Here is a 14,981-nt window from a genome sequence, read left to right as displayed (position 1 = left end):
CCTTGGCAGGGTAGCGACCAGTTTCAAGCGTCAGATGCAGGTATAGCCGCCGTCGGCCTGGATGACGGCGCCAGTGATGAGGCTGGCCGACTCCGAGGCCAGAAACGCCACCACTGCCGCGACTTCGTCCGGGCGCCCCATGCGCTGCTGGGGGGTGAGATCCATCCAGCGCGCGATCAAGGCCTTTTCCTTTTCCAGCTCCTGCAGCAGCGGCGTGGCGATGTAGGTCGGCGCCACCGCATTGACCCTGATTCCGCGCATGGCCCATTCCACCGCCAGCGAGCGCGTGAGGTGGTGCACGGCAGCCTTGGTGGCGTTGTAGTGACACTGTGGCTGCGGCACGTTGACGATCATCCCCGACATGGAGCCGATATTGACGATGCTGCCGCGCCCGCGTTCCAGCATGCGCCGCCCAAAAGCCCGGCAGGTCTTGAAGACGCCACCCAGGTTGACTGCCAGCACCCGCTCCCATTCGTCGTCGCCGATGCTTTCCGCCGGCGTGTTGCTGACCACGCCGGCATTGCAGACCAGGATGTCCAGCGGCGGAAGTCTGGCGGCCAGGGCATTCAATGCCGTGCTGTCCGTCACGTCCAGCGCGAACGCCTGGCCCGGCCGCGCCAGCCCGGTGGCGATGGCGAGCGCACGATCTCCGTCAAGATCGGTACAGACCACTGTAGCCCCTTGCCCTGCCAATGCCATTGCACAGGCGGCGCCGATACCTTGCCCGGCACCGGTGACCAGAGCCAGCTGGCCGGTGAGATCGTGGGATGAGTGAGTTTTCATATTTGTGTCTCCTTGAAATCATAAATTAATAGTAATGCTACATATGTGGTGCTTTTGTTTGATAGGGGAAATCTTTTTCTATGTTTCCTGTTGAGTTTTTAGAAGAAATATGGCGATCCGAAGTTGTGAATCACGGCTTTATCTAGTTATACTAGATTTTTCGTCGTTCAAGGAGGCGCATCATGCAGGACGTGTTGGCCCGGCTGTCGGGCAAGCTGTTTATCGCCGGCCAGTTCGTTGAAGGGCAGGGCGCGCGGCTGCAGGTGCGCAATCCCGCCCGCAACACGCCCATCGGCGACATTGCCGTGGCCACCTCTGACGAGATCGATGCTGCCGTCGCGGCCGCCGAGGCCGCATGGCGCTCCTGGTCGCGCCAGCCGGCACGGGTCCGTGCCGATGCCTTGCACAGGCTGGGCAGCCTGATCCTGGACGACGCGCCCACCATGGCCCAGGTGATGACGGTGGAACAGGGCAAGCCTCTCAACGAGGCCCTGGGCGAGATCAGGAAGCTGGCCGAAGCCTGCCGTTTCTATGCCGAAGAAGCCCAGCGCGTGCATGGCGAGGTCATTCCCAATGACCAGCCCGGCTACCAGAGCCTGGTGATCCGCGAGGCCATCGGCGTGGTGGCGGCCATCACGCCCTGGAACTATCCGGCCGAGCTGGTCGGCTGGAAGCTGTGCGCGGGCGTGGCAGCAGGGTGTGCGGTGATCATCAAGCCCTCCGAATTCACGCCCTTCACCGCACTGCATATCGCCGAGAAGGCCATGCAGGCGGGCATTCCGGCCGGTATCGTGACCGTCCTGACTGGCGACGGTGCCAGCGTCGGGCAAGCGCTGGTGGAACATCCGTCTGTCTCCAAGATCGCCTTTACCGGATCGAGCCAGACCGGTTTGCGCATCCAGCAATCCTGCCCCTCGATCAAGCGCCTGTCGCTGGAACTGGGCGGCAATTGCCCCATGCTGGTGACGCGCCACGCCGATCTGGCGCAAGCGGTACGGGGCGCCGTGCGGCGCTCCTTCCGCAACATGGGGCAGATCTGCATCGCCATCAATCGCATCTATGTCGAACGCGCCGTCTACGCGGACTTCCTGGCGCAGTTCGCCACGGCCACGCGCGCACTGGTGATCGGCGACGGGCTGTTGCATCCGCAGGCGGACGTAGGATCGATGGCGCAGCTCGCCCCTTTGCAGAAAACCCGGGTGCACCTGCAGGATGCGCTTGATCGTGGCGCCAGGCTGGTGGCCGGCGGCACTGCACCGGTCGGGGAGCAATTCGCGCAGGGTTTCTTCTTCCAGCCCACCATCGTGGCCGACTGCACCCACGCCATGCTGGTCATGCGCGAAGAGACCTTCGGCCCGCTGGTCGGCGTGGCGCCTTTCGATAGCCTGGATGAGGCCATCGCGCTGGCCAACGACACGCCCTACGGACTGGCCGCCTACGCCTATACCCAGGACCTGCAGGAAATCCATCGCTGCGCAGCCGAGCTGGACGTCGGCAATGTGGCCATCAACCATGTGGACGCCGGCATCATGAATGCGCCCTATGGCGGGCGCAAGCAGAGCGGGGTGGGCGTGGAACACGGACGGGAGGGCTTGCTGGAGTATTTCCAGTTCAAGCATGTGCGTCTGCATCACGGCGTGGGAGCCTGATCGTGGCTGCCTGCCTGCTGGGCATCGACCTCGGCACCTCCGCCTGCAAGGCCTTGCTGCTGTCGACTGATGCGCGCATCCTCGCCAGCGCCAGCGTTGGCTATCCGGTGTCGCAGCCACGCGAGCGCTGGGTCGAGCAGGAACCGGCCCACTGGATAGCAGCGGCGCGCCAGGCCGTGGCGCAGGCACTGCAGGCCGCCGGGCCGGTGGAGGTGCTGTGCATCGGCCTGTCGGGGCAGATGCATGGTCTCACTGCACTGGATCAACATTACCGGCCGCTGCGCCCGGCCATCCTGTGGAACGACCAGCGCAACCAGGCTGAGGCCGACCAGATCACGCAGGCCGCCGGTGGCTTGCCGGCCTTGCTGGCGCATACCGGCAACCGCATGCTGGTCGGCTATACCGGCGGCAAGCTGCTGTGGATGCAGCAGCACGAGCCGCAATGGTATGAGCAGCTGCGGGTTGCTCTCAATCCCAAGGACTATCTGCGATACGTGCTCACCGGCGAGATTGCGACCGAGGTCTCCGATGCCTCCGGCACAGGCCTGTTCGATGTACGACGCAGACGCTGGGCGACTGAGCTGATGGAGGTCGCCGGGCTGGACTCCACGCATTTCCCCGCCTGCTTCGAATCGCAGGTCGTCAGCGGCCATGTGCACGCACAGGCGGCCGCCTTGTTCGGCATCGCACCGGGCATTCCGGTCATCGGGGGTGGCGGCGACAGCGTGATCCAGTCACTGGGTGCGGGCGTGGTGGCACCCGGCACGCTGCAGACCACCATCGGCACTGCCGGCATCGTCGCCGCCGCGCTCGATCAGCCCCTGTCGTCGCCGGATGGGCGGATACAGGTCTTCTGCAACGTTGCTGCGCAGCGTTGGCATGCCATGGGCGTGTCACTCAATGCCGGCGGGGCGCTGGCCTGGTTCCGCAACGTGCTGTGCACCGACGCGGCCGAACCGCCTTCCTTCGAGGCCATCGTCGAAGCTGCCGGGCGCAGCGTTCCGGGGGCGCATGGCTTGCTGTTCCTGCCTTACCTCAACGGCGAACGCTGCCCCCATCCCGACCCTTCTGCCCGTGCTGCATTCATTGGCCTCAATGCCCGCCATGTTCATGCCGACCTGTCGCGCAGCGTGCTGGAGGGCGTAGTGCATTCCCTGTGCGACATGCAGGCCCTGATGCGCGCCATGGGCGTGCCTTCTGCCGCGGTCAGTACTTCCGGCGGCGGAGCGCGCTCGGCGTTGTGGCGGCAGATCCAGGCCGACATGCTGGGTTGCGATGTCCTCACGCGCCAGGGTGCGGCCGAAGGGGCGGCCCTGGGTGCAGCCTTGCTGGCCGGCATCGGCATGCAGGTATGGCCGGACATCGACCACGCCGCCAGCCTGCTGCCGGAACTGACCCGAGAGCGCCCCGATCCGGCCCGGCGCTCCCGCTATGCGGACGCCCGCGCCATCTATCAGCAACTCTATCCGCTGCTCACCGGCAGCTTCGCGCGCCTGGGCGCATTGGCAGAGTACGGGGAGGCAGCATGAACCAGCATGCACCCACAGCCTACGAGGCGCTCATCTTCGATCTGGACGGCACCTTGATCGACAGTGCGCCCGACATCGCCGCTGCCGTCAATGCCTATCTGGCCGAGCAAGGCCGTGCGGCGCTGGAAGTGGAGTATGTCGAACGCTTCATCGGCAACGGTCCGCGCCGCCTGATCGATGACATCCTGATCGAACAGGGTGTCACGCTTTCTGCAAGTGCACTGGATGCGGCCGTAGAGCGATACATCGGGCACTACCGCCGCAATCCGGCCAGTCACACCCGCTTCTTTCCCCATGTGCGCGAAGACCTGACCAAGCTGCATGCTGCCGGCATCCGCCTGGGCATCTGCACCAATAAGCCACACGCCCTGACGCGCCAGATACTGGATTTGCTGGAACTCTCGCCGTTGGTGGAGGTGGCGCTGGGGGCTGACGCGGTGCCGGCCTGCAAGCCCGATCCCGGTCACCTGCTGGCGGTGGCCGCGCACATGGCGCTGGCCGATGGCGCCTGGGCCTATATCGGCGATACCGCGGTCGACCAGGCGACAGCGGCCGCGGCCGGCGTACCGTTCTTCGTGGTGCCCTGGGGCGGCGGTAGCGAGGTCAGGGTGGAGCAGGCCCAGCGGCTGCATCGCCTGGAAGACCTGCTGTCTTATAGAATCTCGCCTTTGGCCAAAGCAGACGATAAAGGACAGTCATGAGCAATAGCCTGCTGCAGCAGATACTGCGCGAGCAAGAGGAAATGAAGACGGCCGAATTGCGCATCGCGCGCTTCGTCAGCCAGGAGCCGGGCGAAGTGATCCACATGACCATGGCCGCGCTGGCTGAGCGTTGTGCCGTCAGCGACCCGACCATCATGCGTTTTTGCCGCCGCTTCGGCTTCAACGGCTATCAGGATTTCAAACTGAGCCTGGCCCAGAGCCTGGTGCCGACGGCCCCGTTCGTCTACGAGCAGATCACCAGGCACGATGATATCGGCAACATCGTGCGCAAGACCTGCCACAACTCGCTCTCCGCCATTCAGCGTGCACTGGATGATCTGGTCCCACGCCAGATCGAAGAGGCCGCAGCCTTGCTGCAGTCGGCCAACTGGATCGGCATCTATGCCAGCGGCATTTCGGAGATCACCGCGCTGGATGCCGAACACAAGTTCCAGCGCCTGGGCCTGCGCTGCTCGGCGGTGATGGAGGAAAAGAAGCAATGGATGCATGCCGAGCGTTCGCGCCCCAATGAAGTGGCGCTGATCTTCTCGCAATCGGGACATACCAAGCGCATGGTGGAACTGGCCATGGCCGCCCGCGCAGGTGGCGCGCGGGTGGTGTCGGTGACCGCGGCCAACAGCCCATTGGCGGCGGTCACCGATGCCCTCATTGCCGTATTGCCCTATGACCACACCGAATTCATGACGCCGCTGGCTTCGCGTCTGAATCACCATCTGGTGGTCAACATGCTGGTGACCGCCATTGCCGTGGCCAGCAACAGCGAATTCCCCGACCAGTTGCCGGCGCTCGATTCCTGGATGACGGACAAGATCTAGCGCTTTGCCCACCCGCATCCGGGCCAGTGTTTTCAAGAGGAGATATCCATGCAGTTGAACCAGAACGAAGCAAAGAAACTGGCCGGCCGCCGCGCCATCGAGGAATTCGTGCGCAATGGCATGCGCCTGGGACTGGGCTCGGGAACCACTTCGCACTTCTTCGTGCGGGAACTGGCCAAGCACATCGCCGATGGCCTCGACGTCACCTGTACCGCCACCTCGCGCTCGACCATCGACGTCGCCCGCGAAGTCGGCATCCCCATCATGGATCCCAATGAAATCGGCCAGCTCGACCTGACCATCGACGGCCCGGATGAAATCGATCGCGACTTCCAGATGATCAAGGGGGGCGGTGCCTGCCTGCTGTGGGAAAAGATCATCGCCCATGCCTCCACCCGGATGATCACCATCTGCGACGAGAGCAAGATCGTCGACCGGCTGGGCGCTTTTCCGCTGCCGGTGGAGGTGGTGCAGTTCGCCTGGAAGCAGACCGAACGCATGATCGCCAGGCTGTTGCAAGGGCAGGGCATCGAGGCGCGCATCGTTCGTCGTACCAGAGACGAGCGGCCGGTGGTGACCGACAGCGGCAATTTCATCCTGGACTGCCATTGCCAGGACATCGCCAATGCCCCGTTGCTGGAGACGGAGCTCAACCGCATTCCCGGCGTGGTCGAGAACGGCTTGTTCACGCGCGAGGCAGCCGGCATGGTGGTGGGCTGCTTCGATGGCACTGCCCATGTTCGCTTGCGCGCAGAGATCTAGTAAAACTCCGTCTGTCTGGCACAAGCATTCTTTTGCCTTGCTTTACGTTTTTTCTTGTTGCGTTTTTCCCCGAGGATGGCCCCCTGATGTAAGCAGAAGCACTTTCACTGATAGTCGGCATGGCCTCGCTTGCATCGTTTTATAGCAAAACTATATAAATAATTTGGAGGTAGACATGAAGCACAATCACCAATCCACCCGTCGCCAGATCGTTCTGGGTAGCCTGGCACTGGGTACGATGGCCACCACGCGCTGGGCGTCGGCGCAGCAGAAGCTGCTGATCCCGTTCAGCAACAAGAGCCTGGACTATTACTTCTTCGTGATCGAGGAGGCGGCCGTGAAGCGCGCCGTCGAAGCCAACCAGGGCAGCTTCCAGGCCACCAACGCCAGCTTCGACAACACCCGCCAGCTGGAGCAATGGCAATCGCTGATGCTCTCGCGTCCGGCGGCGCTGGTGTCGGACCCGATCGACAGCCAGGCCATCGTCAGTGCGCTGCGCCGCTACAACCAGCAAAAGATTCCGGTGGCCATCATCGATACCCCGGCCGAAAGCGGCAACGTCGCCATCACCGTCAGCTTCGACAACCGCCTGGGCGGCGTCATGGCTGCCAGGGAAATCATCAACCGCCTGATCAAGAAGCACGGCAGCCCCAAGGGCAAGGTCCTCAACTGCTACGGCGCGCTGGCCAGCGTGGCCTGGCGCCAGCGCAAGGAGGGCATGGATGCCGAGTTCGCCAAGTATCCCGGCATCACCTACATTGCCCGTCCCACCGAAGGCAAGCTGGACCAGATGCTCTCCGTGACCCTGGCCACGCTGTCCGAACACCCTGACCTGGACGCCGTGCACGCGCCCAGTGATTCACCGGCACGCGGTATCGCCACCGCCCTGCAGCAGAAGAACCGCTGGAAGAAGGTCGATGAAAAGGACCACGTCATCTTCGTCACCATCGATGGCGAGCCGGTGGCGCTGCGCTGGATCCAGGATGGCTACATGGACGCCTGCGTCTCGCAGGACCCGATCGCCTATGGCGAGGTGGCGGTGGAAATGCTGGTCAAGTATTCCATCCCCGGCAAGGAAGTCCCCATCGGCCCGTACGAGAACAAGAAATACTTCTGGGAGAAGGGGCAGATCGTCAAGGGCGCGACCGGCCCCACCCTGATCATCCCGCCCTTCGTGATCGACCGCAGCAATGCCACCGACCAGCGGCACTGGGGCTACGTGGCCGAGAAGGTCTGGGGCATCGCCTACACCTGATGGCTTGCAGGGCGATGAGCCAATAGCGGATCACCACTCGCACCACTCGCACCACTCGCCGAGGAGGCGCCATGACCACCCAAGCAGCCCCCCGTGCAGCGGTACAGGCCCACCCGGACCTGGCCCTGCGCGTGGAAAACATCAGCAAGCGCTATGGCGCCTTCCATGCACTGCGTTCCATCAACCTGGGCATCCGCCGCGGCAGCATCCACGGCCTGCTCGGCGAGAACGGCGCCGGCAAGAGCACGCTGGTGGGCATCATCTCGGGCCAGCGCGCTCCCAGCGAAGGCCGTATTTTCCTGAACGGCCAGGAAGTCCAGGGCACCGACGTCAAGCGTATGGAAGCCGCCGGCGTCTTCCTGGTACCGCAGGAACCGATGATCATCGAGCACATGTCGGTGATGGAAAACCTGATGCTGGGCATCTGGCCGGCCTCACGCGGCTTCATCGCCTGGCGCCGCATGCGCGAGAACGCCACGCGCATGCTGGCCGGCACCGGGATCGAGGCCGACCGGCTGGCGGGTAGCCTGGATGCCGTCGCCCGTCGCAAGCTCAATATCCTGCGGGCCATGTTCTCCGGTGGCAGCGTCATCATCCTGGATGAGCCGACAGCCTCGCTGACGGTGCCAGACCGTCTGCAGCTGTTCGATTTCATGCGCCAGCTGCGCGCATCCGGTGTGACCTTTCTCTTCATTTCCCACTTCAACGATGAAATCCTCGACATCTGCGACGCCGTCACCGTGCTGCGCGATGGCGAACTGGTGGCCAACTGCGAGGAGGTGGGCAGCCTGAACTCTTCCCGGCTCTCCGAGTTCGTCCTCGGGCACGAACTGGACCTGTTTCAGCGCGATCGCAGTCAGTCACCCAAGGGCGAAGAGGGCATCTGCCTGAGCGGCGTGCGGGGAGAGCGGTTGGACGTGGAGCGGCTGGACATCCGTGTCGGCGAAATCGTCGGCTTCACCGGCTTGCCGGGGGAGGGTGCCAAGGAACTGGCACGTAGCCTGTTCGGGCTGAGGCCGCTGCAGACCGGGCAGATCGCCTTTGCACGCGAGGCGACGGCCCGCGTGCCGCAGACGCCTGACCAGGCCTTCGCCATGGGCATCGCCTATCTCTCCGACGACCGCCGTCGCGACGGTGTGGTGGGGCATCTGTCGATCCGCGAAAACATCGCGCTGTCCTCACTGCGCCAGCGCATCCGGCGCGGCCTGGTGGATCGTGGACAGGAGCAGCAGGTCTGTTCCTCCTACTTTAACCGCATGGGCATCAAGGCCGGCAGCGTTGACGAGGCCGTCAATACCCTCAGCGGCGGCAACCAGCAAAAGGTCTGCCTGGGGCGTGTGCTGGCGACCAGGCCGCGCCTGCTGATCCTGGACGAGCCGACCCGTGGCATCGATGTGGGCGTCAAGCAGGACGTCCTGCGCATCCTCGATCAACTGAGCCGCGCCGGCGTGAGCGTGATCATCGTCTCCACCGATGTCGACGAACTGGCTCGTGCAGCGGATCGCGTCTGCATTTTCCAGCGCGGGCGTATCGCCCATGTGGTCGAGGGCGACGACATCAGTACCGACAGGCTGCGCCAGCTTTCGCAATGAGCGCCGCCCAGAACAGACCATGAAAAAAGGAGACCCCCGCATGACAAGCGCAACAGAAATCGGCAATGCTGCCGACGCTGCCCAGCCCGCCAGAGGACCACGCCGACCGCGCCAGGTACTGGGCTGGGTACTGCGCAATGTGGTCTGGATCTGGCTGGTGGCCCTGGTGCTGGGCTTCGGCCTGTTCAGCCAGTTCTTCCTCAGCGTGATGAACCTGCAGAACATCCTGGTCCAGGCCACCGTGCTGGGCCTGCTGGCACTGGCAGTGGCCCTGCCGCTGCTGGTGGGCGAGATCGACCTGTCGCTGCCGGCCAACCTGGGTTTTTCCTCGGCCATCGGCGCCTGGCTGTATGCCAGCGTCGGCGGGCCGTGGTGGATCACCATGCTGGCCGGCGTGGCGGTGGCCACCCTGATCGGCTGGTTCAACGGCCTGTGCATCACCCGACTGCGCATGGTCTCGCTGATCCAGACGCTGTCCATGATGATCGTGCTGCAGGGCGCCTTGCTGGCGCTGACCCAGGGCAAGACCATCACCAACCTCGACGATGGCTATATCTGGATCGGTTCGGCCACCCTGGACGGTTGGCCGGTGATGCCCGTAATTTTCGTGCTGGCCTTGCTGGCGATGTCGGTGCTGCTGCGGCGGACCGTGCTGGGTCGCTCCATCTATGCGGTGGGCGGCAATGCGCTGGCCTCGCATGCGGCCGGCATCCGGGTGCACCGGATCAAGATCATCTGCTATGCCCTGGCCGGCTTCCTGGCGGGTGTTGCCGGTTATCTGCTGGCCTCCTGGCAGATCGCCATCACCTCCAACCAGGGCGCGAGCTATCTGCTGTATGCGATTGCTGCCCCCATCATCGGCGGCGTGAGCGTATTCGGCGGGCGTGGCAGCGTGTTGGGCATCCTCGGTGGCGTGCTGTTGCTGACGGTGATACAGGTGGGTCTGGCCATTACCAATGTGCCGTCCTTCTACGTGGGCATGATCGGTGGCGTGATGATCTTCATCGCCGTGGCCATCGATGCGATCCGCGTGCGCTTCTTCGTGCAATAGCCAATCACCAATCACCAGCAATGAAAAAGGCACGCCGACGCGTCAGTGCGTCGGCGTGCCTTGTGCTGGCGTCCTGGCTGGCCAGAGGCGATCAGCTCCTTAGAACGCGTCGCCCGGCACCCGCACCCAACCTTCCATCAGCACACGCGCACTGCGGCTCATGATGGCCTTGGTGACCACCCACTGACCGTCTTCCAGCCGGGCTTCGGCCCCTACGCGCAGGGTGCCCGAGGGATGGCCGAAGCGCACGCTGTTGCGCTCGCCGCCACCGGCGGCCAGGTTGACCAATGTCCCGGGAATGGCCGCAGCCGTGCCAATGGCCACCGCTGCGGTCCCCATCATGGCGTGGTGCAGCTTGCCCATGGACATGGCGCGTACCAGCACATCGGTATCCTTCACGCCGACCGTCTTGCCGCTGGAGGAAGCATATTCCTTGGGCTTGGCCACGAAGGCGACCTTGGGGGTGTGCTGGCGGGTGGCGGCTTCTTCCACCTTGGCAATCAGTCCCATGCGGATGGCGCCATGGGCACGGATGGTCTCGAAGCGGGCCAGGGCGGCGGGGTCACTGTTGATGGCGTCCTGCAGCTCGGTGCCGGTGTAGCCGATCTCTTCCGCATTGAGGAAGATGGTCGGGATACCGGCATTGATCATGGTCGCCTGGAAGCTGCCCACGCCGGGCACGTCCAGGGTATCGACCACGTTCCCGGTGGGGAACATGGCGCCGCCCGCTCCATCTTCCTCGGCGGCCGGGTCCATGAATTCCAGCTGCACTTCGGCGGCCGGGAAGGTCACCCCGTCCAGTTCGAAATCCCCCGTCTCCTGCACCTGGCCACCGCGTACCGGCACATGGGCCACGATGGTCTTGCCGATGTTGGCCTGCCAGATGGTGATGACGGCCACGCCATCCTGCGGCACCTTGGAGGGATCGACCAGACCGGCAGCGATGGCAAAGGGGCCGACGGCGGCCGACAGGTTGCCGCAATTGCCGCTCCAGTCCACGAAGTCCTGGTCGATGGAGACCTGACCGAAGAGGTAGTCGACGTCATGTCCCGGGCGCTCGCTGCGGGCGATGATGACCGTCTTGCTGGTACTGGAGGTGGCGCCACCCATGCCATCGATCTGTTTGCCATAGGGGTCGGGGCTGCCGATGACGCGCTGGAGCAGCTTGTCGCGGGCGCGGCCCGGCACGCGGGCGGCCTCGGGCAGGTCGTCCAGCTTGAAGAAGACGCCCTTGCTGGTGCCGCCACGCAGGTAGGTGGCGGGAATGCGGATTTGCGAGACCTGGCTCATGCTTGTTCCTTTGCGTTCTGGCCGGCACTGGCGGAGGCTTCCAGGAAATCCTGGGCGAAGCGTTGCAGCACGCCGCCGGCTTCGTAGATGGAGACTTCTTCGGCGGTATCGAGACGGCAGGTCACCGGCACTTCGACGCGTTCGCCGTTCTTGCGATGGATGACCAGGGTCAGGTCAGCGCGCGGACGGCGCTGGCCGATGACGTCATAGGTTTCGGTACCGTCGATGCCATAGGTATTGCGGTTCTCGCCGGCCTTGAACTCCAGCGGCAGCACACCCATGCCGATCAGATTGGTACGGTGGATGCGTTCGAAGCCCTCGGCCACGATCGCTTCCACACCGGCCAGGCGCACGCCCTTGGCGGCCCAGTCACGCGAGGAACCCTGGCCGTAGTCGGCACCGGCGATGATGATCAGCGGCTGCTTGCGTTCCATGTAGGCTTCGATGGTTTCCCACATGCGCAGGACACGGCCTTCCGGTTCCAGGCGGGCCAGCGAGCCTTGCTGCACGCTGCCGTCGGCCTTCTTCACCATTTCGTTGAACAGTTTGGGATTGGCAAAGGTGGCGCGCTGCGCGGTCAGGTGGTCACCGCGGTGGGTGGCGTAGGAATTGAAGTCTTCTTCCGGCAGGCCCATCTTGGCCAGGTACTCGCCGGCTGCGCTATCGAGCAGGATGGCGTTGGAGGGCGACAGGTGGTCGGTGGTGATGTTATCGCCCAACACGGCCAGCGGGCGCATGCCCGAGAGCGTGCGTTCGCCGGCCAGCGCACCTTCCCAGTAGGGGGGGCGGCGGATGTAGGTGCTCTGCGCGCGCCAGTCGTACAGCGGGTTGACCGACTGGCTGCGGTCCACGCGGGCTGCAAACATCGGCGTGTAGACGTTGCGGAACTGCTGCGGCTTGACAGCGGTCGCGACCACGGCGTCGATCTCCTCGTCGCTGGGCCAGATGTCCTTCAGGCGAATCTCGCGGCCGTCGGCCGACCTGCCCAGCACATCCTGCTCGATGTCGAAGCGGATGGTGCCGGCAATCGCATAGGCCACCACCAGCGGGGGCGAGGCCAGGAAGGCTTGCTTGGCGTAGGGGTGAATGCGGCCGTCGAAGTTGCGGTTGCCGGATAGCACGGCGGTGCTATAGAGGTCACGCTCGATGATCTCTTGCTGAATCTTCGGGTCGAGTGCGCCGGACATGCCGTTGCAGGTGGTGCAGGCGAAGGCCACGATACCGAAGCCCAGCTTTTCCAGGTCGGCGGTCAGGCCGGCTTCGTCCAGGTACAGTTCGACCGCCTTGGAGCCAGGTGCCAGCGAGCTCTTGACCCAGGGCTTGCGCGTCAGGCCCAGGCGGTTGGCATTGCGCGCGAGGAGGGCGGCGGCGATGACGTTGCGCGGATTGCTGGTGTTGGTGCAACTGGTGATGGCGGCGATGATGACAGCGCCGTCGGGCATCTTGCCCGGTTCGTTCTCGACCTTGCCGGCGATGCCCTGTGCGGCCAGTTCGGAGACCGGCAGGCGCTTGTGCGGATTGCTGGGACCGGCCAGCGTACGTACCACCGTGGAGAGGTCGAAGTGCAGCACGCGCTCGTACTCAGCCTTGGTCAGGGTGTCGGCCCAGAGGCCGGCTTCCTTGGCATAGGTCTCCACCAGCTTGACCTGCTCGTCGTCACGGCCGGTCAGCTTGAGATAGTCGATGGTCTGCTGGTCGATGGAGAACATGGCGGCGGTCGCACCATACTCCGGGGCCATGTTGGAGATGGTGGCGCGGTCGCCCAGGGTCAGGCTGGCGGCGCCGTCGCCGTAGAACTCCAGATAAGCGCCCACCACCTTCTGCTTGCGCAGGAATTCGGTCAGCGAGAGCACGATGTCGGTGGCGGTGATGCCAGGCTGGCGACGACCGCTCAGTTCCACGCCGATGATGTCGGGCAGGCGCATCCAGGAGGCGCGGCCCAGCATGACGTTTTCGGCTTCCAGGCCGCCCACGCCGATGGCGATGACGCCCAGCGCATCCACGTGCGGGGTGTGGCTGTCGGTGCCGACCAGGGTATCGGGGAAGGCCACGCCGTCCTTGGCATGGATCACCGGCGACATTTTCTCCAGGTTGATCTGGTGCATGATGCCGTTGCCAGGCGGGATCACCTCCATGTTCTCGAAAGCCAGCTTGGTCCAGTCGATGAAGTGGAAACGGTCCTCGTTGCGGCGATCCTCGATGGCACGGTTCTTTTCGAAGGCCTGCGGATCGTCGCCGCCACATTCCACCGCCAGCGAATGGTCCACGATCAATTGCACCGGCACCACCGGGTTGACCTTGGCCGGGTCGCCCCCCATGTCGGCAATCGCATCACGCAGTCCGGCCAGGTCCACCAGTGCGGTCTGACCCAGGATGTCGTGGCAGACCACGCGCGCCGGGAACCAGGGGAAGTCCAGTTCGCGCTTGCGTTCGATGAGCTGACGCAGCGAATCGGTCAGCGTGGCCGGGTCGCAGCGCCGCACCAGGTTCTCGGCCAGTACGCGGGAAGTGTAGGGCAGTCCTTCCCAGGCGCCGGCACGGATGGCTTCCACCGCAGCGCGGGCATCGAAATAGTCCAGGCGGGTGCCGGGCAGGGGCTTGCGATATTGGGTATTCATGGCAGTTGGCTCGTGTCTCGTTGATGGAATGGTGGTAATCGCTGCGGTCGCTAAGGTGGATGCCGTTCAGGCCCGGTCGCGCTTGTTGCTGATGCTGCCAGTCACGCCTTGCGCGATCTGCTGTTCGATGTTGCGGCGGGAAGCGCCGATGTGGCGCCGCATGAGCAGATCGGCCAGCTCGCCATCGCCATCGGCCAGGGCATCGAGGATGCGGTGGTGTTCGGCAAACGCCTGGCGCGGGCGATTGGGGGTGGCGGAATACTGGATACGGTACATCCGGGCCAACTGGTACAGCTCACCGCAGAGGATGCGGGTCAGGATCTGGTTGCCGCTGGCCTGGATGATCTTGTAGTGGAAGTCGTAGTCGCCTTCCTGCTGGTAGTAGCCGCGCCCGGCCTGGAAGGCTTCATCCTTCTCATGCGTGTCCAGCACCCGCCGCAGTTCGTCCAGCTCGGCGCGGCTCATGCGCTGGGCCGCCAGACGACAAGCCATGCCTTCCAGCGATTCGCGGATCTGGAACAGTTCCACCAGTCCCTCCAAGGTCAGCGACACCACCCGGGCGCCAACGTGGGGCACCCGCACCAGCAGGTTCTGGCCCTCCAGGCGGTGGATGGCTTCACGCAGTGGCCCACGGCTGATGCCGTAAGTACGGGCCAGTTCGGGTTCGGAAATCTTGCTGCCGGGAGCGATCTCGCCTTGCACGATGGCGCTCTGTATCTTGCGAAACACATGTTCGGAGAGCGTTTCTCCGTCGCGTTCGGTACTCGGCAGTGCAATCAGCTCACTCATCTCATTTTCACCGTGTCGACAATCTGTGTGATTTTATGGCGTTAATCATAGCACTTTGATTAAAAAATGAAAGAAGTGTCGACACCGAAACAATTTAGGCACCAGGTAGTAAAAAAATAGCATGAG

The 14,981-nt window shown here is 64.1% G+C and carries 12 protein-coding genes; 8 read left to right on the top strand and 4 right to left on the bottom strand.

Annotation, left to right across the window (positions count from 1 at the left end):
• Window positions 1–30: 30 nt before the first annotated feature.
• On the bottom strand, window positions 31–783 hold the full coding sequence (locus I5R65_RS01750; RefSeq protein WP_196872006.1) for an SDR family NAD(P)-dependent oxidoreductase: 753 nt from the start codon (window positions 781–783) through the stop codon (window positions 31–33).
• Window positions 784–965: 182 nt separating this feature from the next.
• Here I5R65_RS01750 and I5R65_RS01745 point away from each other — a divergent pair, with 182 nt between their 5' ends.
• The 8 genes from I5R65_RS01745 (at window position 966) to I5R65_RS01710 (ending at window position 10,158) form a co-directional block, all read left to right on the top strand.
• A complete protein-coding gene (locus tag I5R65_RS01745; protein ID WP_196872005.1) occupies window positions 966–2,432 on the top strand; it encodes an aldehyde dehydrogenase in 1,467 nt (488 codons plus the stop codon).
• 2 nt (window positions 2,433–2,434) lie between these two features.
• Window positions 2,435–3,961, top strand: a complete 1,527-nt coding sequence (gene xylB, locus I5R65_RS01740) for a xylulokinase (protein ID WP_196872004.1) — start codon at window positions 2,435–2,437, stop codon at window positions 3,959–3,961.
• Window positions 3,958–4,662, top strand: a complete 705-nt coding sequence (gph, locus tag I5R65_RS01735) for a phosphoglycolate phosphatase (protein WP_196872003.1) — start codon at window positions 3,958–3,960, stop codon at window positions 4,660–4,662. Before xylB ends, gph begins: the two co-directional genes overlap by 4 nt.
• Window positions 4,659–5,498 (top strand): MurR/RpiR family transcriptional regulator, encoded by an 840-nt coding sequence (locus I5R65_RS01730; protein WP_196872002.1) that lies wholly within the window; start codon window positions 4,659–4,661, stop codon window positions 5,496–5,498. The genes gph and I5R65_RS01730 overlap by 4 nt, the downstream gene beginning before the upstream one ends.
• 48 nt (window positions 5,499–5,546) lie before the next feature.
• Window positions 5,547–6,260, top strand: a complete 714-nt coding sequence (gene rpiA, locus I5R65_RS01725; protein ID WP_196872001.1) for a ribose-5-phosphate isomerase RpiA — start codon at window positions 5,547–5,549, stop codon at window positions 6,258–6,260.
• A 175-nt stretch (window positions 6,261–6,435) separates the two neighbouring features.
• Window positions 6,436–7,515: a sugar ABC transporter substrate-binding protein gene (locus I5R65_RS01720; RefSeq protein ID WP_196872000.1), complete on the top strand. Its 1,080-nt coding sequence runs from the start codon at window positions 6,436–6,438 to the stop codon at window positions 7,513–7,515.
• Between the two features lie 71 nt (window positions 7,516–7,586).
• Window positions 7,587–9,107 (top strand): sugar ABC transporter ATP-binding protein, encoded by a 1,521-nt coding sequence (locus I5R65_RS01715; protein ID WP_196871999.1) that lies wholly within the window; start codon window positions 7,587–7,589, stop codon window positions 9,105–9,107.
• A gap of 40 nt (window positions 9,108–9,147) precedes the next feature.
• On the top strand, window positions 9,148–10,158 hold the full coding sequence (locus tag I5R65_RS01710) for an ABC transporter permease (RefSeq protein WP_196871998.1): 1,011 nt from the start codon (window positions 9,148–9,150) through the stop codon (window positions 10,156–10,158).
• A 99-nt stretch (window positions 10,159–10,257) separates the two neighbouring features.
• Here I5R65_RS01710 and prpF read toward each other — a convergent pair whose 3' ends face one another.
• The 3 genes from prpF to I5R65_RS01695 all read right to left on the bottom strand — a co-directional run bounded on the left by prpF (window position 10,258) and on the right by I5R65_RS01695 (window position 14,855).
• Window positions 10,258–11,448 carry a 2-methylaconitate cis-trans isomerase PrpF gene (prpF, locus tag I5R65_RS01705; RefSeq protein ID WP_196871997.1) on the bottom strand — a complete coding sequence of 397 codons (1,191 nt, stop codon included), beginning with the start codon at window positions 11,446–11,448 and terminating at the stop codon, window positions 10,258–10,260.
• On the bottom strand, window positions 11,445–14,066 hold the full coding sequence (gene acnD, locus I5R65_RS01700) for a Fe/S-dependent 2-methylisocitrate dehydratase AcnD (protein WP_196871996.1): 2,622 nt from the start codon (window positions 14,064–14,066) through the stop codon (window positions 11,445–11,447). Before acnD ends, prpF begins: the two co-directional genes overlap by 4 nt.
• A 66-nt stretch (window positions 14,067–14,132) precedes the next feature.
• Complete coding sequence (locus I5R65_RS01695) at window positions 14,133–14,855, bottom strand: GntR family transcriptional regulator (RefSeq protein WP_196871995.1); 723 nt, start codon at window positions 14,853–14,855, stop codon at window positions 14,133–14,135.
• Between the last annotated feature and the right edge of the window lie 126 nt (window positions 14,856–14,981).

The sequence above is a fragment of the Herbaspirillum sp. AP02 genome (assembly GCF_015767275.1).
Lineage (GTDB): Bacteria > Pseudomonadota > Gammaproteobacteria > Burkholderiales > Burkholderiaceae_D > Herbaspirillum.
The sequence above is the reverse complement of the archived record's forward strand: the minus strand, read 5'-3'. Positions and strand labels throughout refer to the sequence as shown.

Excerpts from the sequence above, each read along its gene's own strand:
- I5R65_RS01750 (WP_196872006.1), bottom strand. The coding sequence starts at position 783 with ATGAAAACTCACTCATCCCACGATCTCACCGGCCAGCTGGCTCTGGTC.
- I5R65_RS01745 (WP_196872005.1), top strand. The coding sequence starts at position 966 with ATGCAGGACGTGTTGGCCCGGCTGTCGGGCAAGCTGTTTATCGCCGGC.
- gph (WP_196872003.1), top strand. The coding sequence starts at position 3,958 with ATGAACCAGCATGCACCCACAGCCTACGAGGCGCTCATCTTCGATCTG.
- I5R65_RS01730 (WP_196872002.1), top strand. The coding sequence starts at position 4,659 with ATGAGCAATAGCCTGCTGCAGCAGATACTGCGCGAGCAAGAGGAAATG.
- rpiA (WP_196872001.1), top strand. The coding sequence starts at position 5,547 with ATGCAGTTGAACCAGAACGAAGCAAAGAAACTGGCCGGCCGCCGCGCC.
- I5R65_RS01720 (WP_196872000.1), top strand. The coding sequence starts at position 6,436 with ATGAAGCACAATCACCAATCCACCCGTCGCCAGATCGTTCTGGGTAGC.
- I5R65_RS01715 (WP_196871999.1), top strand. The coding sequence starts at position 7,587 with ATGACCACCCAAGCAGCCCCCCGTGCAGCGGTACAGGCCCACCCGGAC.
- I5R65_RS01710 (WP_196871998.1), top strand. The coding sequence starts at position 9,148 with ATGACAAGCGCAACAGAAATCGGCAATGCTGCCGACGCTGCCCAGCCC.
- prpF (WP_196871997.1), bottom strand. The coding sequence starts at position 11,448 with ATGAGCCAGGTCTCGCAAATCCGCATTCCCGCCACCTACCTGCGTGGC.
- acnD (WP_196871996.1), bottom strand. The coding sequence starts at position 14,066 with ATGAATACCCAATATCGCAAGCCCCTGCCCGGCACCCGCCTGGACTAT.
- I5R65_RS01695 (WP_196871995.1), bottom strand. The coding sequence starts at position 14,855 with ATGAGTGAGCTGATTGCACTGCCGAGTACCGAACGCGACGGAGAAACG.